A 22,525-nucleotide genomic window follows, 5' to 3' on the forward strand; every position below is an offset into this window, starting at 1 on the left:
CGCCCTAGACGACGGGAATCAGATGGGGCCGGCCCGCCACCAGCGTGATGACGCGGCGCGGCAGGCAGGTCAGCGGCGTGGTACCGGCGCGCGTGGCACGGGCCACGGCGGCGCGTGCGGCGTCCAGCAGCGCAGCCAGGCGCGGCCGCTCGCCCTCGCAGCGCGAGCGCGGGATGACGAGCGCCAGTTCGATGCTGCTGGGGCCGCTGGCATCCGGGGCCTCGACTTCGAGCCGGGCGTTCACGACGACCGTGGACGGCGTGCTCAGGCTCACATCGAGCTCGGCATCGACGAGGTCGCCCGCGACCGGCAGCTCATGGGGTGCCAGGGTGATGAGGGGTGGGTTCTTGGACATGGGGCGTCATCATGCAAAGCGCGTGTGACGGTGGTGGTCGGGCGCGTCGCCGCGGGGCTGTAGGACGAGGCCGCCTCAGGCCCGCGTGGGCAGTGGCGCCGCCAGGCGCACCGTGGGCCGCGCGAACAGCCGGCCGATCAGCGTGCGGGCGAAGAAGTAGTCGTTGCGCAGCTTCTCGCCCAGTGCATCCAGGCCGACGCGGCCGCAGGGGTCGCAGGGAATGTCCAGCCCTGCGCTCCCGGCCGTCAGCGGCTCGAAATGCAGCAGATGCGTTGACGCAACGGGCCGGTCCGGCGCGGCGGCGCACGCCGCGTCCCGTTCGGGTGGGAGCCGTGTTTCGTTCGATGGTGACATCGTGACCTCCATGCAGAGCGCCGACAGCAGCCAGGTCACTGTGCGCGCGCCGCCGGGCCTGCGGTTGTAGGCCTGCGGCGGCGCCAGTGCGGCCGGCGCGCGCGCGTGCCTGTAGGACGGCGCCTGGCGTCAGGCGCCGTGGCCCTGCACCGGCACGCTGATGTCGAACCAGAAGCGGCTGCCCTGCTCCAGCCGGCTCTCCAGCCGGATCTCGCCGCCCATCATGCGCACCAGCTGGCGGCTGATGGCCAGCCCCAGGCCCGTGCCGCCGACGCGCTGCTCGGCGTTGCCGGCCTGCTCGAAGGGCTCGAACAGACGCTCCACCTGGTCTTCGGCAATGCCCACACCGCTGTCCTGCACCTCGAAGCGCAGCATCACGTGGCCCGGCAGCGTGTCGGCGCCGCGCAGCGCCGCCGCACGCAAGGTGACGCCACCGACATGCGTGAACTTCACCGCGTTGCCCAGCAGGTTCAGCAGGATCTGGCTGAGCCGCTTGTCGTCGGCCAGCACGCTGGCGGGCAGCGAAGGATCCAGCTGCAGGTCCAGCGCGATCTGCTTGTCCACCGCCATCACGCGCACGATGTCGGCCACCGCATTGAGCCGGCCGATCAGGTCCACAGGCGCCAGCCGCAGCTCCGCCTTGCCGGCCTCGATGCGCGACAGGTCCAGGATGTCGACGATCAGCGTCAGCAGGTGCTGGCCGCTGCTGTGGATGATGTCCAGGCCGTTGCGCTGCTTGGGCGTGATGCTGGCGTCCATCTTCAGGATCTGCGCATAGCCCATCACCGCGTTCAGCGGCGTGCGCAGCTCGTGGCTCATGCGGGCGAGAAACTGGCTCTTGGCCTGGCTGGCCACCTCGGCCCGCTCCTTCGCGGCGCTGAGCTCCAGCGTGCGCTCGCGCACCAGCTCCTCCAGGTGGTCGCGGTGCGCGCCCAGCTCGGCCTCGCGCTCCTGCAGCGCGGAGATCATGCGGTTGAACGTGTGGGCCATGGCCGCGATGTCGCGCGGGCCGCCGGCCGGCGCGCGGGCGTCGCTGTCGCCACGCTCGACCTTCTCCATCGCTAGCGCCAGCGCCGCCAGCGGCCGCGTCAGCCGCAGCGCCAGGAAGCGGATCGCGAACAGGAACAGCGTCGCGAAGAACAGCGCCACGCCGAAGTTGGACAGGAACAGCGAGGCCTGCGTGCGGTGCAGCGTGGCCTTGCTCTGGATGACGCGCACATGGCCCAGCAGCTGGGCCGGCCGCATCGTCACGTCGAATGGCGTGGGCTCGGGCCGCGTCCAGACGGGCGCGGCGAAGGCCCAGCTGTCCTCCGTTTCCTCGTCCAGCCAGGGTTCGCTGGCAGCGCCCGCCGGCGGCGCGGCCGAGCGCGGCAGGTCGCGCGCCGAGCCCAGCGCCAGCAGCAATCGGCCGCGGGTGTCACGGATCTCGATGCCCATCACGTCGGGGAAGGACAGCGACGAGCGCACGGCTTCCTCGGCGTTGTCGGCCGCCGCGTACAGCAGCGCCAGCGAGCTGTTGGAGGCCAGGTTGGCCGCCACGCGGCCGCCCTGCTCCAGCAGCATGCCGCGCACCTGCAGGCCACCCTGCCAGGCATTGACCGCGGCAATCAGCAGCGCCAGTGCCAGCGCACCGATCGTGACGGCCACGCTCAGGTGGCGGCGGAACGATGCCTCGCGCAACCAGCGCACGTAGGCGCGCAGCAGCCAGGGCCGGTCCGCCGCGACCGGCGCTGGGGGCGGCGCGTCGTCGTCCCTCAGGATGCTGACGGGCGGCTGGGAGTCCAGGGGCAGGCTCATCTCAGTTGGAGGGGTAAACCATGTCGAAGCCGGACTGCGCCGTGGCGACGTCCAGCCCCAGGTGGGCTGCGGTGCGGATGTTGATGGCGGCCCGCGCGTCGCGCAGCGGCAGCACGCCGGCCGCCACCGCGCGAGGGTTGCCCAGCAGGCGTTGCGCCGAAGCGGCCAGGCTGCGGCCGAATTCGACGTTGTCGGGGTACAGCGAGAACAGCGCGCCGCGCCTGACATGGCCGACGTGGCTGGAGAACACGGCAATGGAGCGGTTCCAGCCCTCCTTGAGCACCAGCGACAGCACGACGTTGTCGTCCACCGTCGTCGGGTCCTGAGGCAGCCAGAGCGCGTCGCGCGCCGGGTCGGCCGCGGCCAGCAGTTGGGAGTACAGGCGCAGCGCGCCGGCCTGGTCGGTGGCCTCCTGGGCCAGCAGCTCCATGCCCTCGCCGCGGGCGGCATCGCGGGCCAGCCGCGCCAGCCAGCCATTGAGCCTGGGGTCGTAGACCAGATGCACGCGGCGCGTGCCGGGGCGCAGCTTCTTCAGCCGGGCCAGCATCAGCGCGGGGTCGGGCGCCAGCGTGTGCACGGGGAAGCTGCGCGCCTCGGACTCCTGCACCGACACCACGCAGCCCACCAGCACCGCCAGCTCGTCGGCCAGCGCGGCGGCGATGCGCATGCCGCCGCGGCCCAGGCCGATCAGCACCTTGGCATCGCGTCGCCGCACGTCGTCGGCCACCTGCGCGGGGCTGGCGCTGCCGGCCATGGCCAGGCTGGTCACCGTGCCGCCCAGCCGGTCCTCGATGCCCGAGATGATGGTCATGAACACCTGCTTGAACGGCTCGGCCAGTTCGGGGTAGACGACCACCAGCGACCGGCCCGGATCGGCCGCCTGCGCGGCCCCTCCCGTCAACGCCATGGCACCGCCCAGGGCCTGGCGCAACAGGGCACGGCGCGTCGCATGACAGGGGTAACCGGGCTCGATCAAGTGGAAAGGACTCTGTAGCAAAGCCGGGGCGAAGTGGGCGGCATTATGCAAAGCATTGGCCTGTCGCCTCGCGTCAAATGCGTGAGCGGCCGCGCGCTGGCCTGCGGCCCTGCACCGTCCGCGGCCGTGGGATGCCCGGCTGGGCGGGATGGGCAGAGTTCACGGACCGCAAGCCGGGATCGCCGCGCATGCGGGCGCGGCCCCGCGGCGCCCCCACAATACGCGCCCATTCACCGCCCACCTCGGAGACGCTGGCAATGAGACCTTTCGTCGGTTTGTTGGTCCTGGGAAGCGCCTGCTGGGCAGGAACGCAGGCGCTCGCGCTGGCCCAGCCGTCAAGCGAGGAGGACGAGCTGGCCCAGGTCTACGGCGACAAGACCACCATCAGCCTTGCCACCGGCGCGTCGCAGTCACTGCGCCGCGCACCGGCCGTGGCCACGGTGATCACGGCACAGGACATCGCGCTGATGGGCGCCACCGACGTCGACCAGGTGCTGGCCACCGTGCCCGGCATCCACGTCGGCCGCAACAACGGCGGCTACAACCCGCTCTACATCGTCCGCGGCATCTACAGCGAGTTCAACGTGCAGACGCTGGTGCTCTACAACGGCGTGCCGATGACGACCATGTTCGTCGGCAACCGGGGCACGCTGTGGGCCGGGCTGCCGGTGGCCAACATCGCGCGCATCGAGGTCATCCGCGGGCCGGGCTCGGCGCTGTACGGCGCCGACGCGTATGCCGGCGTCATCAACATCGTCACCAAGGGCCCGGCCGACATCCCAGGCCTGGAGCTGGGCCTGCGCGCCGGCTCGTTCGCCAGCCGCGACGGCTGGCTGCAGTACGGCGGCGCCGTCGGCCCCGTGGCCGTGGCGGCCTACCTGCGCGCCGGCCGCACCGACGGCTTCAAGGAGATCGTGCAGGCCGATGGCCAGACGGCGCTGGACGCCGCGTTCGGCACGCACGCCAGCCTCGCCCCGGGACCGGTGAACACGGGCTACGACGCGGTGGACGCGCATGTCGAGGGCAGCTACGGCGCGCTGCGCGTGCGCGCCGGCTACCTGTTGCGCGACAACGTCGGCACCGGCACCGGCGCCGGCGTCGCGCTGGACCCGGTCGGCAAGGGCCGCAACCAGCGCTGGATGGCCAGCGCCTCGCTGGCCGACATCGAGCTGGCGCCGCAGCTCAAGCTCAACCTCACGGCCAGCTATTTCCAGTTCATCAACCAGTTCCCGACGGCGTTGCGCGTGTTCCCGCCGGGCGCGTTCGGCGGCAGATTCCCCGACGGCATGCTGGGCGCGCCCAACACCTGGGAGCGCCAGCTGCGCACGTCGGCCGTCGTCGCCTACAACGGCTGGGCCGGGCACCAGTGGCGCTTCGGCGTCGGCCACGACGACCTGGACATGTATCGCACACAGGAGTTCAAGAACTTCACGCTGATCGAGTCAGGCCCGCTGATCGGCATGCCGGTGCCCACGCCCGGCGGGCAGCTGATCGAGTTCCCGGTCGACAAGTCGTTCGCGACACCGCAGCGCCGCCGCGTCTCCTACGCGTATGCGCAGGACGAGTGGCGGCTCGCGCCCGACTGGACGCTCACCGCCGGCCTGCGCCGCGACGACTACAGCGACTTCGGCAGCACCACCAACCCGCGCATGGCGCTGGTGTGGGACGCCAGCCTGGACGTGACGGCCAAGCTGTTGGTCGGCCGCGCGTTCCGCGCGCCGTCGTTCTCGGAGGAATACAGCATCAACAACCCGGTCATCCGCGGCAACCCGTCGCTGCGGCCGGAGAAGATCAGCACGGCCGAGGCCGCCGTCAGCTGGCAGCTGGGCGAGCAGGCGCAGGTACAGGCCAGCGCATTCCGCTACGAGATGACCGACATCATCCGGTCCGCGAGCGTGGGCGGCGGCGTGTCGGAGTACAACAACGCCGGCACGCAGCGCGGCCACGGCTTCGAGCTGGAGCTGCAGGTCGACGCCACGCGCGACCTGCGCCTGACCGCGCACTACGCCTACCAGCGCGCCACCGACAGGGCGAGCGGCGCCGACGCCGGCATGGCCCCGCACCACATGGCCTACGCGCGGGCGGACTGGCGCTTCGGCAAGGGCTGGGCGCTGGGCGGCCAGGTCAAGCGCGTGGCCGGCCGCGCACGCGCCGCAGGGGATGCACGGCCGGCCATCGCCGACTACACCACCGCCGATCTGACGCTGCGACTGGCCAGCCAGCCGGGGTGGGACGTGGCGCTGTCGGCGCGTAACCTGTTCGACGCCGACGTGCGCGAGCCCAGCGTGACCCCGGCGCTGACCCATGACCTGCCGATGGCGGGCCGCGCGCTGGACCTGCAGCTGGTCTACCGGTTCTAGGAGGCTGCCGGGCTTTGGGCCTGCTGGCCGCCCGGCCAGGCACGCGCCGCCGGGCCCTCGTAGCGGACGTGGTCGCAGGCCAGCGGCAGCAGCGTGCCCGCCGGCTGCTCGCTGGCCTCGATGTAGCAGGGCTGCATGCCGGCCAGGAACGCGGGGAACGTGAACTGGTAATGCTGGCGCGGCGTGAAGCCCATGTCGGCGGTCAGTGCGGCGGCCATCGCGGCGTAGTTCATCTTCAGCCGCCAGCGGCCGGCCTGCAGCTGCTGCTCCACGGCGCGGGCCGTCGTCAGGTGCTCACCGTCTGCCAGCCCTTCCCGCTCGAGCAGCCGGGTCATGGGCGCGATGCGCTCGTCGCCGGCGGCGATGGGGCGGCCGTAGCCGGCGATGGCGCGGTGCTGCTTCAGCTCGTCGCGGATGCAGTCGTCCAGGCTGCCGCCGGCGGCCCGCACGCGCGCGGCGCGCTGGATGAAGGTGGCGGCGCGGATGTCGATGCCGCGGCCGTAGATCTCGGCCTCAGACACCGCCAGCGCGGCGGCCACGCCGAGGTTGCCGGAGCTGCGCGCGCTTCCGGCCAGCGCGGCGACGCGGTTGTTCCAGATGCGCGCATCGGGGTAGCTGGTGTAGACCCAGATCGCGTGCAGCACCTTCAGCTGGGCCGGCGTGTAGCGCTGGCCGGTGATGCCGAACACGTACAGCGCCAGCCAGTCCATGTCGGCCAGGTCGGCATGCAGGTCGCGGCCGCGGAACACGGCGCGCTCGCCGACAAAGGCGCCGCCCATGCGGCTGCGCAGCACGCCGGCGTGTTGTTCCAGCGGAGAGATCGGGGTCATGCGGCCTCCTTCAGCAGCGCGTGGCGTGGGTCGTCCTGCAGCTCCAGCGCGAAGAACGGGAAGTCCTTGTAGCTGGCGGCGCGCTGCTCCAGCGCATGCGCGGCGGCGCCGGGCAGGCGCAGCAGCAGGTGCAGCATCTCGCCCTGCTCGGGGTTGAAGCCCAGGTCGGCCAGCGCAGCAGCGGCCACGCCGGACATGGCCAGCGGCAGGCCCAAGGCGGCTTCGACCGCAGCGCGGTGCGCGGCCAGCCAACCCAGCCGCGGCGTGCCGCCCAGCGCGGCGAGCCGCGCCAGCGCGTCGCACACGATGCCGGCCGTCACGACGCCATTGGGCTCGAAGCCCGGCGCGTGATCGGCCTGCGGCCAGATGGCCGACGACGGCGCAGCGGCCGAGCGCCAGGCGGCAGCCCAGACGTCGACGGCGAGCGTCTCCACGCGGTCCCAGCAGCCCATCGCCGCGGCCACCTCCTGCGCGCCGCCATGCCGGCCGGCGCCGACGGCCAGTGCCGCCATCAACGCTGCCGCCGCCGGCGAGCCACCGAGGCCCGCACACATGGCTGCATGCACGGCGGCGTCGCGCGGGCCAGCGTTGGCCAGCGCCACGGCCAGCGTGTCCAGCAGCGCCGACTGCTGAGGTGTCGGCGCGTCCTCGCGGAACAGCAGCCACAGCATGTCCACCCAGCGGGCGTTGCCCAGCAGGCCGTTGTAGACGTCGTAGCCACGGCAGCGCGCAGCGCGCGTCGCGAAGCGGTCGGCAGGCTCGGGCTGCTCGTCCCAGATGCGGGTGCGGATGAGGGGCTGCGTCACTTGGCCGTCCCCAGCGTCTTCATGCGCAGATTCATGGGCGGCACTTCCTCGCCGTCGATGCGCACGTCCAGCAGCGTCGGGCCGCGGCGGGCCAGCAACGCATCAAAGTCCACCGCATCCAGCTCGGCCGCGGAGCGCACGACGAGGCCGTGGATGCCCATGGCCTTGGCCATCAGCGCGAAGTCCACCCTGGGCAGCTCAAAGCCGATGGGCTCGGCGCCCGCGAGCCGCTGGCCGTGCTTGACCATGCCCAGCGCGCCGTCGTTCAGCACGACGTACAACACCGGCAGGCGCAGCTCGGCGGCCACGGTGATCTCCTGCCCGTTCATCAGGTAGCTGCCGTCGCCCGTCAGGCAGACGACCGGGCAGCGCGGGTTGGCCATCGCGATGCCGACCGCCGAGCCGATGGCCCAGCCCATGGGCGCGAAGTCCATCGTCACGCGCAGCCAGCTGGAGTGGCGCGCGCGGCGCTCCTTGCCGGCGGGGAGCCAGGCGCTGCCCGGCATGCGACCGCTGCGCTGGTCCCGCGGGGCCAGGTAGTGCACGGCCCAGGCGGCGCTGTTGCCGGCGTCCGCGACGAAGCGCGTCTGCGGCGTGCAGCGCTCGCCCAGCGTGGCCAGCAGCCGCTGCGGCTTGACGGGAGCGTCGTCGCCACGCGCAGCGGTCGGGCTGTCCACCATCGCGTCGTAGGCCTGGCGCGCCACCTGCGGGTGCATGAAGGGCAGCAGCTGCGCGTTGTGCCCGTCGTTGGGCGGCGTCAGCAGCGCCAGCAACTGCTCGCAGACGGCCTTGATGTGGCCGCGCACATGCAGCCGCGCCATCGGGGAGCGCATCAGGTTCTCGTCGCTGTCATCCACGTGTACGAGGCGGCTGTTCAACAGTGCGCTGCTCCAGCCGCCGCTGTTGAATTCGCCGAAGCCCGTGCCCAGCGCGATGACGAGGTCGGGCTCGCCCTGCAGCAGTTCGGCCGCGCTGGCATGGCCGCCGAAGCCGAACACGCCGCTGAAGCGCGGGTGGCGCGGGTTGACGAAGCCCTTGCCGTCGGGCGTGGTGATGAAGCGGCCGTCGGTGTGCTGCACCAGCTGCATGAGCTCGCTGACGGCCTCGCCGCAGCCGGCCCCCAGCAGCCAGACCGGCTGCCGGGCCGAGAACAGCAGGCGCGCCAGCTGGCGCACGGCCGGCAGGTCCACCAGCGCCGGTGACCGGCGCAGCAGGCCGCCGAAGTCGGGCATGTCCTGGTCGGCCGGCAGCGGCTCGCGCAGGATGTCCACCGGGATCGAGAGATGGCTGGGGCCGCTGGGCGCACGCTGCGCCTGCATGATGGCGTTGAACAGCTTGGTGGGCAGTTGCTCGGCATGCGAGACCAGCGAGTTGTAGCGCGTGCAGGGGCGGAACATCGCCATCGTGTTGATGCCCGTGCAGCTGCTCTCCTGCAGCGCGCCCTTGCCGAAGTTCCGGATCGGCGGCTGGCCGGTGATGACCAGCAACGGCACGTCGTTGTCGTAGGAACAGGCCACACCCGTGATCAGGTTGGTGGCGCCCGGGCCCGACGTGGCGATGCAGACACCGAGGCGGCCGGTCTCGCGGGCATAGCCGTCGGCCATGTAGGCGGCGCCCTGCTCGTTGCGCGCAACGATGGCGCGCGGGCCGCCACGGCGGCCGCTGCGGGCCAGCGCGTTGTAGAGCGGCTCGATGGCGCCGCCGGGCACGCCGAAGACGTACTCGACGCCCAGCGCCTCCAGCGCTTCGACGATCAAGTCGGCCGCGTCGCGGGCGGTTTCCGGCACCGGCTCATGGGCCGGCGCAAAGGCAGTGTTGGTTTCCACGTTGCAAACAGGCGAGGCACGCCGCGACGGAAGCGGCTGAAGCCGCCCGCACGACATTGATGAATTGGATGAATCCACCGCGGTGGACCCGTGCATGGCCACGGATTGATGCGTCCGTCAGCCTTCCCTGTTTGAGCTGGGGGCGTGCGCCCCTGCGGCATCTGTGTGCCCGCGCATGAACGCCGTTAGCGACTGCGCGATGGACGCAACTGTATCGAGTTGAAACGCGATGACATCCCCGCGAATGCGGGAAAACACGAAGCAGTTGTGAAGGACTTGGGGTCAGGGCTTGACGCTGGCCCCGGAGAGCTGCGCGACGGCGGCCAGCGTGGTCTGCGCGGCGTTGAGGCCCAGCAGGAAGTCCTTGTCCGAGTAGGTCGCGTACAGGTCAGTGGGCTGATGCCAGTGCGGGTTCCAGCCGGCGCCGATGTGCATGCCGCGCTCGTTCTCACGCACCGAGATGGCGGGCACGTGGTCCATGAACGGCACGGAATCGGTGTTGGTCATGCGGTTGCCCACCGCGGCGGGGTAGTCGGTGGCGTACTTCTCGTTGGCGGCGCGCAGCGCCCAGGCCAGCCGCGCGGCGCCGTCGGCCTGTTTGGCGCTGGCCTGGAACTCGATGTTCACGTCCGCCTCGGCGCGCTGTTCCCGGGGCGCCGTGTAGACCGGCTGGCCCTTGGCATCCAGCACGGGCTGGCCGGCGGCATCCAGCTTCGGGATGGGCATGCCGTGGTCGAACAGCAGCATGTCGTGCTGGATGACGCCCAGCCAGGTCGGCTCCGGGTAGCGCCCGGAGCCCCTGGGCGACTCGATGCCCTGCAGCTCGCGGCGCTGAGCCACGTAGGCCTGCGCGCCGTTCAGGCCGGTCTCCTCGTTGTTCCACAGGATGAAGCGGATGGAACGCTCGGTCGTCACGCCCGGTGCGTTGAGGATGCGCGCCAGCTCCATGACCAGCGCCGTGCCCGACCCGTCGTCGTTGGCCGCCTCGCCGAAGCCGAGGCCATCCATGTGGGCCGACACGATGTACATCTCGTCGGGCCGGGTACTGCCCACCTTGGTGCAGTAGACGCTCTCGCGCGGCGAAGCGCCCAGCGGCGTGGGCTCGCTGTTCAGCGCGCGCAGCCTCTCGTCGGGCTGGGCCATCGGGTCGGTGTTGACGCCGATGGGCGCGCGCCGGCCGAACAGCGTGCCGCCGCCCTGCGCCGCCGGGCCGGCCGCGCGCAGCGGCTGCAGTTGCGCGGGGCCGCGCCGGGCCGGCTCGGTGAAGTCATAGCGCAGCCGCTCGGTGTTGGTGCAGCCGTAGCGCTTCAGCTGCGCCTCGATCCAGTCCAGCGCCGCACGGTTGCGCGCGGTGCCCTGGCGGCGGTCGCCGAACTGCGTCAGCCCCTTGATGGTGGCCTTGTACTTGTCCAGCTCCAGCTGGTTGACGAGGGTGGCGACCGGGTCGGCCTCCTGCGCCGAGGCAGGCAGTGTGCAGAACGCGGCGAGCAGCAGGGGCGCGAGAGCAGATTTCATGGCAGCCAGCATAGCCAGCCGGCCGGCGCCGCGACCTCAGGCCAGACCCGCCTTGTCCAGCCCGTACAGCTTGTCCATGGACCCCGGCGGGTTGCGGAAGGCGACGTTCATGCGGTTCCAGCCATTGATGGCGGTGATGCGCCAGGTCAGGTCGGACAACTCGTGCTCGGCGAACTGCTCGCGCGCCTCGGCGTAGGCGGCGTCGGAGACGCCCTCGGGCGCGATGCGCGTCAGCGCCTCGGTCCAGGCCAGCGCGGCGCGCTCCCTGGGAGAGAACAGCGGCGACTCGCGCCAGATGGCCACGTGGTGCAGGCGCAACTCGCGCTCGCCGTGGATCTTGGCCTGCTTGACGTGCATGTCCAGGCAGAACGCGCAGCCGTTGAGCTGCGAGGCGCGGATGTCCACGAGCAACGCGAGGCCGTGGTCCATCTTGAACGCCATGCTGAAGTCGAGGTACTTCTTGAACAGGTCGGCGCTGAGGCGGGTGTAGTCGAGGCGGGGGTGGGTGCTCATGGTGTGTCCTGGGTCGGTGGGCCGGCGGATTCGCCGGCCTCACGGTCAAGACGGGACAGCGCCGCGGTTTGTGACGCGATGGCGCCCAACTTCTCCGGATTGCGCTGGATGTAGACCGCGCCCACCTGGCCGGGCGCGGCGCCCGGTGCCAGCGCGAGGGTCTGCACGAGCCGGCCGCCGGCCGCGTCGTCGACGATGAGCAGCCCCGGCAGGCCGTTGACGACCGTGGGCAGCAGGCGCCAGCCGCGGCTGGTGGGCATCTGCGCAAAGCCGATGAAGGTGCGCGCAATGAGGGCGGCGCCGTGCAGCGGCCGCGGCACGGCGCTGACCTTGCCGCCGCCGTCGGCCATCAGCACCGCGTCCTCGGCCAGCAGCGCGGCCAGGCCCGCCACGTCGCGGCGGCGCACGGCGTCGATGAAGGCCGCCACCAGCCGCTCGGCCTCTTCCTTCGCCACCTCGCGGCGCGCGTAGTCGGCCTTGATGTTCTTGCGCGCGCGGCTGATGAGCTGGCGGCAGGCGGCCTCGCTGCGGTCCAGGTGGCGGGCGATCTCGTCGTAGTCGAGATCGAACACGTCATGCAGCAGGAAGGCCGCACGCTCCAGCGGCGACAGGCGCTCCAGCGCCAGCATGAAGGCGATGGACACGTCCTGCGCGAACTCGGCCTGCTTCTCGGGGCCGGGTGCCCAGCCGAACAGCGCTTCGTCTTCCAGCAGCGGCTCGGGCAGCCACACGCCGACGTACTGCTCGCGCTGGTGGGCCGCGGAGCGCAGCTTGTCCAGGCACAGGTTGGTGACGAGCCGGGACAGGAAGGCGCCGTGGCGGTCGACCGTCGCCTCGTCCACCTCGGCCCAGCGCAGCCAGGCCTCCTGCACGATGTCCTCGGCCTCGGCGCGCGAGCCGACCATGCGGTAGGCCAGCGCGCGCAGGCGGCGGGCGTGGTCCTGATCGAAACGGCGGGCGCGGTCGGTGGGGGTGGTGTTCATGGCTGGGGTGGGAGTCTCACCTGCACAGACGAAACAGTGCGCCCGCCTGTGACATCCCCCGCCCGCGCGGGGCAAGGACATCTCAGGGGCAGCGCAGGAACACGCCATCCACACGGCAGGCGCCGCGCGGCCCCACCAGCGTCGGGCCCACGCGGGTCAGCGTGGAGCCATCGCTGGCCACACAGGTGGCCGTGTTGCAGTGGTTCACCGTGACGGGAGTCTCGGCGCGCGGCAGGGCCACCGGCGGCGCGGCCGGCTGCGGCGCCCGCGGCATCACCAAGGCGGGCCGCACGGGCGCCACCGGGCCCAACCCGGTGTGCTGCGACGGCGGCGGCGATGTGGTGAGGCCGCCAAGACAGGCATCGGCGACGCGCTGGCGCAGCGGCTGCAGCCTGGCAGCCACCGAGCGCTGCTGTTGCGAGCCGGAGGCGGCAGACGCCTTCGCCGCCGCACTGGCGGCGAGAACGTCTTCAGCCTCGGTCAACGCCTGCAACGCCGTGCGGCAGGCGGGCGACTGCGGCAGGTCGTCGCCCAACGCCGCACCCTGCAGCAACCCGGCGAGCGCGGCGCTGCCAAGAACCCGGGCGAGATGCGCGTTCATGGTCCACGCATCTTGCGCGCGTTCAAGCGCTGCCGCTGTCAGCCATCACGCCGGCCTCAGGCCCGACGCGGCAACACCTGCAGCGCCACCAGAGCCAGCACACCCGCCACCGTGTATGCCGCTGCGCTGGCGGGCTGCGCCGCGCCGCTGAGACCCAGCATGTCCAGCACGGCCTGGCCGGTGTTCTGCAGATTCAGGTACAGGCCGAACAGGAACAGCGCCAGGAAGGTTCTCGGGCCTTGCGTCAGCCGGCCCAGCAGCGCGGCCGCCGCGCTGAGGCACAGCAGGCCGGCCAGGCAGGCGACAGCCTGCAGCGGCGCCACGACCAGCCAGCGCAGCAGCGCCGGCGCGGCCACGATGATCCCCAGGCCGAGCGCAGCCCCCGCCTGCCGCAGACCGCGCTCCAGCGCACCGCCCGGCGCCGCACCGGCCAGCGCCAGCGTGCCGCTCTGCAGGTCGCGCGAGCTGACATCGGCCACGGCCACGCCCCAGGCCCCGAGCGCCGCCGCCATCACGCCGGGCAGCACCTCAACGGGCACGAACACCGCCGCCACCGCGCAACCCAGCATCGCCAGCGCCAGCAGCGGCTGGCTCAGCAGCACCAGGCCCACGTCCGCCAGCCAGCGGCCGGGCACGCCAGGCAGCCGGGCGCCGGCAAACATCAGCGCCCCCAGCGCGCGGGTGAACGGCCGCAGCAGCGGGCCCGACAGCCATTGCAGCGCCTGCATCACGCGCCCGCGCTGCGCCGCGCTGCGCGGCTTCACGCGGTCGGGCGCGTAGCGGTGGAAGGCCAGCACGGCCGGCACCAGCGGCAGCAACGCCAGCAGCATGGCCCCAAGGCGCAGCGCCACCAGCTCACGGCTCCACAGCCCCTCGGGCATGTGCAGCACCGGCAGCGTCGGGTCGAACGGCCCGCCGCCCACCTGCACGCTGCGCACGTCCAGCAGCTGACCCAGGCTCACCAGCAGCGGCGACACGCCGTTGATGTCGAACACCTGCCAGCCGCTCAGCCTGATGGCACCCTCGCCCAGAAACGCCGGCACGAAGGCGAACTGCACGATCCACAGCACCCAGTACAGCGCGTCGCCGCGCTTGCCCATCAGCGGCGCCCAGGCGTCGGCCAGCACGGCCAGGCTGGCGCACAGCATCAAGCCCGGCGCCAGGCCCAGGAAGAGCATCTGCAGATAGGGCAGCGGCTGCAGCGGCCCCTCGCCGCGCACCCCCTGCAGCACCCAGATCGTCAGCATCACCGCCGCGCCCAGCGACAGCAGGAAGCCGAACGCGCCCAGCCAGCGCGCGCCCAGCAGCTGCGCGTTGGCCACGGGCGTGGCGCCCAGCACGCCGGCCGTGCCGCAGCGCAAGTCCTCCTGGCTGCGGCCGCGTGCGAGGTAGAAGCCCGCCAGCCCGAACAGCAGCGACGCGATCAGCGTGGTGCCGAACGCCAGCGTCTGGCTGTCGTAGGCCAGGCGCTGCTTGTTGGTCACCATCATGGCCGCGCCGGTGGACGGGTCCAGCACCATCAGCCAGCTCACGGCGACGACCGCTAGCAGGATGACGAGGCTGCTGACGCGGCGGCTGCGCAGCCGCCATTCGTTGAGCACCAGGGCCTGGTAGAGCGAGGTGTTCATCGTGCCACCCGCGCATCGGCATAGCGTTGCACCATCAGCGCTTCCTCCAGGCTGGCCTGCGCCGCCTGCGCCTCGGCGAACGGCCGCGACGGGTGGGCCATGCGCACCTGCACGCGCCCGCCCTGCGGCTGGGCCTGCAGCACGTGCACATGCTCGCGCAGCGCCTCGTAATCGGCCGGCGCCAGCAGCGCCGTCCAGACCTTGCCGGCGGCGCTGGCCAGCACGGCATCGGGCGTCGTGTAGCTCACCAGCCGGCCCTGGCGCAGGATGGCCAGGTGCGAGGCCATGTTCTCGACGTCCGACACGATGTGCGTGGACACGATGACCAGACGCTGCCGCCCCAGGTCGCCCAGCAGGTGCCGGAAGCGCAGCCGCTCCTCGGGGTCCAGGCCCGCCGTGGGCTCGTCGACGATGAGCACGTCGGGGTCGTTCAGCAACGCCTGCGCAATGCCCAGCCGCTGCCGCATGCCGCCCGAGAAGCCGGCCGCCGGGCGGTGCGCCTGCTCGTGCAGGTTCACCAGCTCCAGCAGCTGCTGCAGCCGCTGCCGGTCGCGCACGCCCTTGAGCGCGGCGAAGTACTGCAGGAACTCCAGCGCGGTGAGGTGCGGGTAGACGCCGAAGTCCTGCGGCAGATAGCCCAGGCGCCGGCGCATCAGCTCGGGCTTGGCGACGATGTCCTGCCCGTCCAGCAGGATGCGGCCGCGGGTGGGCCTGCAAAGCGTGGCGAGCATCTGCATCAGCGTGCTCTTGCCGGCCCCGTTGTGGCCGATGAGGCCCACCACGCCGGGCTTCAGTGCCAGCGACACGCCGTCCACGGCGTTGAGTGTTCCGAAGGTCTTGACGACGTCTTGTAGCTGCAGCACGGCCGCCTCCTGTCTTGCGATGGCTCGCAGGTTAGGCAGGCGGCGGCGTGCCGCCAACGCGCGTCCGACAGACCGCGCGGACCGCGGCCCAGGCCGTTGAAAGCCGGGCCTACTCCGTCACGCCCAGCAGCGGCCCCAACTCATGCCAGCGGTCGCTGCGGCCCAGCGCGGGCGACCACAGGCTGGACACGGCACCGTCGAGATACAGCGCGTCGCGGCACAGCAACTCGTCGCGCAGGAAGCTGGCGAACTCGTGGAAGGTGACGGGGCGGGTGCTGATGACGAAGGTCACCTGCCCCCCGGCCGCGCAAACGCCGTTGCGCACATAGCGCGACGCCGACGACGCGCGCAACGCCGGGTGGATCTGCCCGTCCTTCAGCAGCAGCGGGCCGGACTGCGTGGCCAGGCGCACGCCGTCGCTCGCGGCCGCGTAGTCCACCGCGTCGACGACCCGAGCGCCGTTCGCACCGACAAGAAACACGCCGTTGGGCTTCAGGAAGAAGTTGCCGGCGCCGTCCGCCAGGTTCAGCGGCGCCAGCTCGCGGCCGTCGATGACCAGCAGGCCCACGGGGCCGCCGTCCGCGTGGTACATGCCGGCGTTCATGCCGAAGGTCAACACCCTGCCCTGCCCTTTCAACCAGGCGGCGAGCCGGTCCAGGCGCCGCAGCGGCCGGCCGCGGTCGTCCTGCCAGAACAGGCCCAGCTTCTGCGTGGCGAGGTCCACGCGCACGACGGTGTAGAGGCCGTCCGCCTGCGCCGCCGCGGCCAATACCGCCAACGCGAGCGCGGCCAGTGCCGGCCTCATCGCCCGCCTCACCGCCCGCCTCATCGCCCACCACCCCGCAGCGGCTGCAGCAGGGCGCGCAGGTCGTTGTGGTCCAGCTCGTACATCAGCGCGAGCAACTGCCCGATCTGGCCCTTGGGAAAGCCTTCGCGGGCAAACCAGCCCAGGTAGTTCCCGGGCAGGTCCGCGATCAATGTGCCCTGGTGCTTGCCGAACGGCATCTCGGTGGTGACGAGCTTGAGGAGGTCTTCCGGCTTCATCACCGCAGTGTCGCCGCGGCACGCGCGGGCATCAGGTCGACATGCGGAACATGCCCACCGCGCGCACCAGGTCCAGGGCCTGGTTCTTGAGGCTGGACGCCGCGGCGGCCATCTCCTCGACGAGCGCGGCGTTCTGCTGCGTGGTGCGGTCCATGCTCGACACCGCGCCGCCCACCTGCCCCACGCCCTCGCTCTGCTCGGCACTCGCGGTGCTGATCTCGCCCATGATGTCGGTCACGCGGGCGATGCTGGCGACGACCTCCTGCATCGTGCTGCCCGCCTGGCTCACCTGGCCGGCACCGGTCTCCACGCGGGCGACGCTGTCGGCGATCAGCCCCTTGATCTCCTTGGCCGCCTCGGCGCTGCGCTGCGCCAGCGCCCGCACCTCACCGGCCACGACGGCGAAGCCGCGCCCGTCCTCGCCGGCCCGCGCCGCCTCGACGGCGGCGTTCAGCGCCAGGATGTTGGTCTGGAACGCGATGCTGTCGATGACGGCCGTGATGTCGGCGATGCGCTGACTGGCTTCGCTGATGCCGCGCATGGTGTCCACCACCTGCGCCACGGCCAGCCCGCCCTGCTGCGCCACGGCGCTGGCGGCCTGGGCGAGCTGGTTGGCCTGGCCGGCGTTGTCGGCGTTCTGGCGCACCGTGGCGCTGAGCTGCTCCATGCTGGACGCCGTCTGCTGCAGCGCGCTGGCCTGCGATTCGGTGCGCGACGACAGGCTGTGGTTGCCCTGGGCGATCTCGGCGCTGGCCAGCGACAGGCTGTCGGCACCCTGGCGTACCGAGGCCACCAGCGTGCGCAGCCCGCCCTGCATTGCGGCGATGGCCTCCAGCAGGCTGCCGAACTCGTCGCCACGCGCAGCGACGCTGCGGCTGTCCAGGTTGCCCTGGGCCACCTCGTTGATCAGCGTGACCGCCTGATTGAGCGGCACGACAATGGATCGCGTGATCGCGAGCGTGGCGAGCAGCGACAACGCGACCGTGGCCACGCAGCCGCCGGCCAGCAGCGTCATGCGCTGGCTGTGGACATGGTCGGTCTCGGCCACCAGTTGCTCGGAAGTGTCGGCCGTGTAGCGGATGTAGTCGTCGGTGGCCTTCACGAGTGCCGCCAGAAGCGGGCGGCACTCCTCGTTCATGCGGCCGATGGCGGCCTCGCGGTCGCCAGCCAGCACCAGGCCCACGATGGCCTCGGCAACCCGCGAGTAGCGGGACTCGATGTCGGCGATCTGCTCCACGCGGCTGCGCGCCTCGGCGGGCACGTCGGCCTTGCGGGACAGCGACTGCAGCAGCGCCAGCGACTTGCCCACGTCTGCCACGGCGGCCATGACGGCGGCCTTCTCGGCGGCGGCATCCTCGGGCTTGGTGACCAGCACGAGGTTGCGCGCGGCGATGGCGCGGCGGTCCACGGCCAGCCGTACCTGCTCGGCGGCCACCGCCCGTGCCTCCACGCCCTGCACATAGTCCGTGAATTGCTGGCCGTCGGCATTGATGGACTGCAGCGCCGCTGCCGACAGGGCGACGATCATCAGGATCAGCAGGCCGAAGGCACCCATGAGCTTGCCCTTGACCGAGAAGTTGTTCCAGAACGACATGCACGCACTCCCTGGGTTGCACTCGACGACGACGGCGCCATCTTCGGCATACCGCAGCGGTGCGGCGAGCCGGCGACGCCTGACGCCGCTGCGCGGCGATGTCGACAGTGGGCGTAGGCAAATTGCCTACAGCGCGCGGCGCTCAGGTCTTGAGGCGGTAGCCCACGCCGGCCTCCGTCACCAGCCACTGCGGGCGGTTGGGGTCGGCCTCCAGCTTCTTGCGCAGGTTGGCCATGTGCACACGCACATAGTGCACATCCTCCGCATGGCCCGGCCCCCAGACGGCCTTGAGCAGGTGCTGGTGCGTCAGCACGCGGCCGGGCTGGGTGGCCAGCTCCTGCAGCAGCCGGTACTCGATGGGCGTCAGGTGCAGTTCCTCCCCGTCGCGCGTCACCGTGCGCAGCGCGCGGTCCACGGCGATGTTGCCGAAGCGCAGCACGGGGTCGGCCTCGCCGGCCCCGCCGCGGCGGCGCAGCTGCACGCGCACCCGCGCCAGCAGCTCCGCCACGCCGAAGGGCTTGACGAGGTAGTCGTCGGCACCGGCGTCCAGCGCCTGCACCTTGCGCTCCTCGCCGTCGCGGGCCGACAGCACGACGACGGGGGCGGTGGACCAGCCGCGGAACTCGCGGATGAAGTCCAGGCCGTCGCCATCGGGCAGGCCCAGGTCCAGCACCACCAGCTCGGGCCGGCGCGTGGCCGCGTCGATGAGGCCGCGCTGCAGCGTCGCGGCCTCGTGGACCTCCAGCCCCTCGCTCTGCAGCGCCATGCGCACGAAGCGCCGGATCTCCGGCTCGTCCTCGATCATCAACACGCGCGCAGCGCTCACTCTCGTCCCTCCAGCGGTGGCTCACCCAGCGGCAGCTCGATGCGAACGCAGGCGCCCCCGGAGGCGGCATTGTGGGCGCCGATGCGCCCGCCATGCGCCGCCACGATGGCCTTGCAGATCGCCAGCCCCAGGCCCACGCCGGGCGTGGCGCTCTCGCGGTCGCCGCGCTCGAACTTGTCGAACAGCTGCTGCTCGCGGCCGGCGGGGAAGCCGGGGCCGTCGTCGCTGACGTCCACCTCCACCTGGCGGCCGGCCCGGCGCGCGCCGATGCGCAGCCGCCGGCCGCCGTACTTGGCGGCGTTCTCCAGCAGGTTGACGAGCACACGCTCCATCAGCACCGCGTCCAGCTGCAGCAGCGGCAGGTCGGGCGCCAGCTCCACCGCCACGTCGCGGCCCGCCAGCACCTCGTCCAGGCTGGCCAGCGCGCTGCCCACCACCTCCTGCAGCGGCAGCCACTGCCGGTTCAACGGCACGGCGCCGGCCTGCAGCCGCGCCATGTCCAGCAGGTTGGCCACCAGCGCGCTCATGCGCAGCGCCGAGCGGCGCATCGCATCGGCCACCTCGGCCTGCTGCGGCTGCAGCGGCGTCAGCCGCAGCGCGTCGGCCAGCCCCACCAGCGCGGCCAGCGGCGTGCGCAGGTCGTGCGAGACGGCCGTCAGCAGCGAGTTGCGCAGCCGCTCGCCCTCGATCTGCAGCGTGCTCTGCTGCGCGACCTCGATGTAGTGGATGCGCTCCAGCGAGATCGCGATCAGCGCCGCGCAGGTGTCCAGCAGCTCGCGTTCGTCGGGCAGCCAGCGGCGGCCGGCGGCCTCCACGGCCAGCACGCCGCGCAGCCGCATCGGCGCCGTCAGCGGCAGCATCAGGCAGGGGCTGGCCGGCAGCGTGCCGGTGCCCTGGCCGGCGGGCTGGCCGTGGTCGAACGCCCATTGCGCCACGCCCAGGTCGGCCTGCACGCCCGCGCCGGGCAGCACCGCCAGCACCTCGCGCCCCGCCGGTGCGGCCAGCGGCGGCGCCAGCACGGCCGAGGCCACGCCGAACTCCGCCCGCAGGAAGCGCGCCGCGATCTCGGCCACCTGCCCGGGCACCAGCGCCGCGCCCAGGTCGCGCGACATCGCATACAGCCCGCGCACGCGGCGCTCGCGCTCGCGCGCCGCCCGGGCCTGCGCCTGCAGCCCGGCCGCCAGCTGGCCGATGACCAGCCCCACCAGCAGCAGCACGGCAAACGTCACCAGGTACTGCGCGTCGCCCACCGCGAACGACCAGCGCGGCTCGACGAAGCAGAAGTCGAACGCCGCCACGCCCAGCAGCGCCGTCAGCGCCGCCGGCGCGCGGCCGAACCACAGGGCCACGCCCACCACGTTCAGCAGGTACAGCATCGCGATGTTGGTGGGCGCCATCACGCGCAGCAGCGCCAGCGACAGCGCCGTCGTCGCCACCACGCCGGCCACCGCGGCCGCGTAGCCGCGCAGCGCCTGCGGCGCCAGCAGGCCGCGCACCGGCGGCAGCGCGGGCCCGGCCTCGCGCTCGGCCGTGGGCAGCGCCACCTGCAGCACGTCCATCTCCTCGGCCAGCCGGTTCAGCGCCTCGGCCAGCGACGGCCGGCCCGGCCAGCGCCAGGCTCGCTCGCGCCGGCCCACCACCAGCCGCGCCAGGTTGTGCTCACGCGCATAGCCCACCAGCGCCGGCGCCACGTCGGGCGCCGACAGCGCGGCCGTGCGCGCGCCCAGGCTCTGCGCCAGCGCCAGCGTGCGCTGCACGCGCTGGCGGTCAGCCTCGTCCAGCCCGCGCGCCGTCTGCACATGCACCGCATGCCAGTCCAGCCCCAGCTGCTGGGCCAGCCGCGCGGCGCTGCGCACCACCTTGTCGGCATTGCCGCCCGGCCCCACGCAGGCCAGCAGCGACTCGCGGTTGGCCCACACGGCCCCCTGCGCCAGGCCGGTGTGCTCGCGCCGGTAGGCCTGCATCTGGTCGTCCACGCGGTCGGCCGTGCGGCGCAGCGCCAGCTCGCGCAGCGCCAGCAGGTTGCCCTTGCGGAAGAAGTTGCGCGCGGCGCGCTCGGCCTGGGCAGGCAGGTAGACCTTGCCCTCCTTCAGCCGCTGCAGCAGCTCGTCGGGCGGCAGGTCGACGACGACCACCTCGTCGGCCTCGTCGAACACCTTGTCCGGCAGCGTCTCCCACACGCGGATGCCGGTGATGCCGCCCACCACGTCGTTCAGGCTTTCCAGGTGCTGCACGTTCAGCGTCGTCCAGACCTCCACGCCGGCGTCGCGCAGTTCCAGCGCGTCCTGCCAGCGCTTGGCATGGCGCGAGCCGGGGACGTTGCTGTGCGCCAGTTCGTCCAGCAGCAGCACACCGCCCGGCTCGGCGGCGCCCCAGGCCAGCGCGGCGTCGAGGTCGAACTCGCGCAGCGTCTGCCCGCGGTGCTCACGCTCCTTGAGCGGCAGCGCCGCCAGGTCGCGGGCGACGGCGGCGGTGTCGCTGCGGCCGTGGGTCTCGACGACGCCGATGCGCACCGGCCGGCCCTGGCGCTGCGCCGCGTGGGCGGCGGCCAGCATCGCGAAGGTCTTGCCCACGCCGGCGTTGGCGCCGAAGAAGATCTTCAGCCGGCCGCGCCGGGCGCTGTCCTCGTCGCGACGGACCTTGGCCAGCAGCTCGTCGGGGTCGGGCCGCGCGTCGCTCACAGCCAGCGCAGCCGCTTGAAGCGCCAGTACAGCGCGCCGCTGACCAGCGCGATGGTGGCCAGCGCCATCGGGTAGCCGTAGGCCCACTTCAGCTCGGGCATCTTCTCGAAGTTCATGCCCCAGATGCCGGCCAGCGCCGTGGACGCCGCGAAGATGGCGGCCCAGGCGGCCAGCCGCTTGGTGACGAGCGACTCGTCGATGGTCACCAGCGTCAGGTTCACCTGCGTGGCCGCGATGATGGTTTCGCGCGCGGCGTCGATGCTGGCCTGGATGCGCAGCAGGTGGTCGTAGACGTCGCGGAAGTACTCCTGCAGCGCCTTGCAGACCACCGGCACGCGGCCGCCATGCAGCTTGGCCGTCACCTCCAGCAGCGGCGTGACGGCATGGCGCAGCGTGGCCAGGCGCTGCTTCAGCGCGAACAGCTGCTGCACGACGGCCTGGCGGTCCTGGCCGCGCAGGAACATCGTCTCCTCCAGCTTCTCCAGCTCGGCCTCGATGCCGTCCATCAGCGGGATGTAGCGGTCCACGACGGCGTCCATCAGCGCGTACAGCACGAAGCCCGGGCCCTGGCGCAGCAGCTCGGGCTCGCGCTCGGCGCGGTCGCGCACGCCCAGGAAGCCCTGGTTGCTGCGGTGGCGCACCGACACGACGAAGCGCGGCCCGACGAACACATGCACCTCGCCCACGTCCAGGCCCTCGGGGCCCGTCTCCAGCAGGTGCATGGCAGCGAAGGTGATGTCGCCGTACTCCTCCACCTTGGGGCGCTGCTGGCCCTTGCGGGCGTCCTCCACCGCGAGCGGCGGCAGGTCCAGCTCGTGCTGCAGGCGGGCCAGTTCGTCGTCGGTGGGGTCGCGCAGCGCGATCCACAGGAAGCCGCTCTCGCGCGCCGCCAGCGCCTCGGACACGCCGTCCAGCGCGGGTTCGGCCACCAGGCGGCCATCGTCGTACACGGCACTGTTGATCAGCATGCGGC

At 72.3% G+C, this 22,525-nt stretch carries 20 protein-coding genes; 1 reads left to right on the top strand and 19 read right to left on the bottom strand.

Translation table 11 applies throughout. The annotated features are described in order from the left end of the window. Positions 1 to 4 precede the first annotated feature (4 nt). The 4 genes from ACG04Q_RS08295 to ACG04Q_RS08310 form a co-directional block, all read right to left on the bottom strand. Positions 5 to 355 carry a hypothetical protein gene (locus ACG04Q_RS08295; RefSeq protein WP_394510417.1) on the bottom strand — a complete coding sequence of 117 codons (351 nt, stop codon included), beginning with the start codon at positions 353 to 355 and terminating at the stop codon, positions 5 to 7. Between the two features lie 75 nt (positions 356 to 430). Further along, positions 431 to 709, bottom strand: coding sequence for a hypothetical protein (locus tag ACG04Q_RS08300; protein WP_394510418.1), 279 nt, complete (start codon positions 707 to 709; stop codon positions 431 to 433). Positions 710 to 838: 129 nt separating this feature from the next. Continuing rightward, on the bottom strand, positions 839 to 2,506 hold the full coding sequence (locus ACG04Q_RS08305) for an ATP-binding protein (RefSeq protein ID WP_394510419.1): 1,668 nt from the start codon (positions 2,504 to 2,506) through the stop codon (positions 839 to 841). 1 nt (position 2,507) lies between these two features. Further along, positions 2,508 to 3,482 (bottom strand): hypothetical protein, encoded by a 975-nt coding sequence (locus ACG04Q_RS08310; RefSeq protein WP_394510420.1) that lies wholly within the window; start codon positions 3,480 to 3,482, stop codon positions 2,508 to 2,510. A 275-nt stretch (positions 3,483 to 3,757) separates the two neighbouring features. On the opposite strand from ACG04Q_RS08310, the gene ACG04Q_RS08315 reads away from it, so the two are divergent. Continuing rightward, on the top strand, positions 3,758 to 5,842 hold the full coding sequence (locus ACG04Q_RS08315; RefSeq protein ID WP_394510421.1) for a TonB-dependent receptor plug domain-containing protein: 2,085 nt from the start codon (positions 3,758 to 3,760) through the stop codon (positions 5,840 to 5,842). Here ACG04Q_RS08315 and ACG04Q_RS08320 read toward each other — a convergent pair. The 15 genes from ACG04Q_RS08320 to ACG04Q_RS08390 form a co-directional block, all read right to left on the bottom strand. Continuing rightward, the gene (locus tag ACG04Q_RS08320; RefSeq protein WP_394510422.1) at positions 5,839 to 6,672 is read right to left on the bottom strand and encodes a citrate synthase family protein; all 834 of its coding nucleotides are present in this window, start codon (positions 6,670 to 6,672) and stop codon (positions 5,839 to 5,841) included. The two genes, ACG04Q_RS08315 and ACG04Q_RS08320, sit on opposite strands and share 4 nt — an antisense overlap. Further along, complete coding sequence (locus ACG04Q_RS08325; protein ID WP_394510423.1) at positions 6,669 to 7,478, bottom strand: citrate synthase family protein; 810 nt, start codon at positions 7,476 to 7,478, stop codon at positions 6,669 to 6,671. The genes ACG04Q_RS08320 and ACG04Q_RS08325 overlap by 4 nt, the downstream gene beginning before the upstream one ends. Further along, positions 7,475 to 9,304: a thiamine pyrophosphate-binding protein gene (locus ACG04Q_RS08330; RefSeq protein WP_394510424.1), complete on the bottom strand. Its 1,830-nt coding sequence runs from the start codon at positions 9,302 to 9,304 to the stop codon at positions 7,475 to 7,477. Before ACG04Q_RS08330 ends, ACG04Q_RS08325 begins: the two co-directional genes overlap by 4 nt. 282 nt (positions 9,305 to 9,586) lie before the next feature. After that, on the bottom strand, positions 9,587 to 10,819 hold the full coding sequence (locus ACG04Q_RS08335; RefSeq protein ID WP_394510425.1) for a M20/M25/M40 family metallo-hydrolase: 1,233 nt from the start codon (positions 10,817 to 10,819) through the stop codon (positions 9,587 to 9,589). A 36-nt stretch (positions 10,820 to 10,855) separates the two neighbouring features. Then, the gene (locus ACG04Q_RS08340) at positions 10,856 to 11,332 is read right to left on the bottom strand and encodes a carboxymuconolactone decarboxylase family protein (protein ID WP_394510426.1); all 477 of its coding nucleotides are present in this window, start codon (positions 11,330 to 11,332) and stop codon (positions 10,856 to 10,858) included. After that, entirely contained in the window at positions 11,329 to 12,315 is a 987-nt protein-coding gene (gene sigJ, locus ACG04Q_RS08345; protein WP_394510427.1) for an RNA polymerase sigma factor SigJ, read from the bottom strand. The genes ACG04Q_RS08340 and sigJ overlap by 4 nt, the downstream gene beginning before the upstream one ends. 82 nt (positions 12,316 to 12,397) lie before the next feature. Beyond that, the gene (locus ACG04Q_RS08350) at positions 12,398 to 12,916 is read right to left on the bottom strand and encodes a hypothetical protein (protein ID WP_394510428.1); all 519 of its coding nucleotides are present in this window, start codon (positions 12,914 to 12,916) and stop codon (positions 12,398 to 12,400) included. A gap of 56 nt (positions 12,917 to 12,972) precedes the next feature. Next, positions 12,973 to 14,544: a hypothetical protein gene (locus tag ACG04Q_RS08355; protein WP_394510429.1), complete on the bottom strand. Its 1,572-nt coding sequence runs from the start codon at positions 14,542 to 14,544 to the stop codon at positions 12,973 to 12,975. After that, entirely contained in the window at positions 14,541 to 15,407 is an 867-nt protein-coding gene (locus ACG04Q_RS08360) for an ABC transporter ATP-binding protein (protein WP_394510430.1), read from the bottom strand. Before ACG04Q_RS08360 ends, ACG04Q_RS08355 begins: the two co-directional genes overlap by 4 nt. 109 nt (positions 15,408 to 15,516) lie before the next feature. Further along, the gene (locus ACG04Q_RS08365; RefSeq protein WP_394510431.1) at positions 15,517 to 16,212 is read right to left on the bottom strand and encodes a phosphodiester glycosidase family protein; all 696 of its coding nucleotides are present in this window, start codon (positions 16,210 to 16,212) and stop codon (positions 15,517 to 15,519) included. A 20-nt stretch (positions 16,213 to 16,232) separates the two neighbouring features. Next, positions 16,233 to 16,451 (bottom strand): DUF3820 family protein, encoded by a 219-nt coding sequence (locus ACG04Q_RS08370; protein WP_394510432.1) that lies wholly within the window; start codon positions 16,449 to 16,451, stop codon positions 16,233 to 16,235. Between the two features lie 31 nt (positions 16,452 to 16,482). Then, a complete protein-coding gene (locus tag ACG04Q_RS08375; protein ID WP_394510433.1) occupies positions 16,483 to 18,045 on the bottom strand; it encodes a methyl-accepting chemotaxis protein in 1,563 nt (520 codons plus the stop codon). 142 nt (positions 18,046 to 18,187) lie between these two features. Continuing rightward, complete coding sequence (locus ACG04Q_RS08380; RefSeq protein ID WP_394510487.1) at positions 18,188 to 18,850, bottom strand: response regulator; 663 nt, start codon at positions 18,848 to 18,850, stop codon at positions 18,188 to 18,190. A gap of 17 nt (positions 18,851 to 18,867) precedes the next feature. Then, the gene (locus ACG04Q_RS08385; protein WP_394510434.1) at positions 18,868 to 21,552 is read right to left on the bottom strand and encodes a DUF4118 domain-containing protein; all 2,685 of its coding nucleotides are present in this window, start codon (positions 21,550 to 21,552) and stop codon (positions 18,868 to 18,870) included. Next, positions 21,549 to 22,520, bottom strand: a complete 972-nt coding sequence (locus ACG04Q_RS08390; protein ID WP_394510435.1) for a magnesium and cobalt transport protein CorA — start codon at positions 22,518 to 22,520, stop codon at positions 21,549 to 21,551. Before ACG04Q_RS08390 ends, ACG04Q_RS08385 begins: the two co-directional genes overlap by 4 nt. Between the last annotated feature and the right edge of the window lie 5 nt (positions 22,521 to 22,525).

This window comes from Pelomonas lactea (assembly GCF_043555885.1).
GTDB lineage: Bacteria > Pseudomonadota > Gammaproteobacteria > Burkholderiales > Burkholderiaceae_C > Pelomonas > Pelomonas lactea.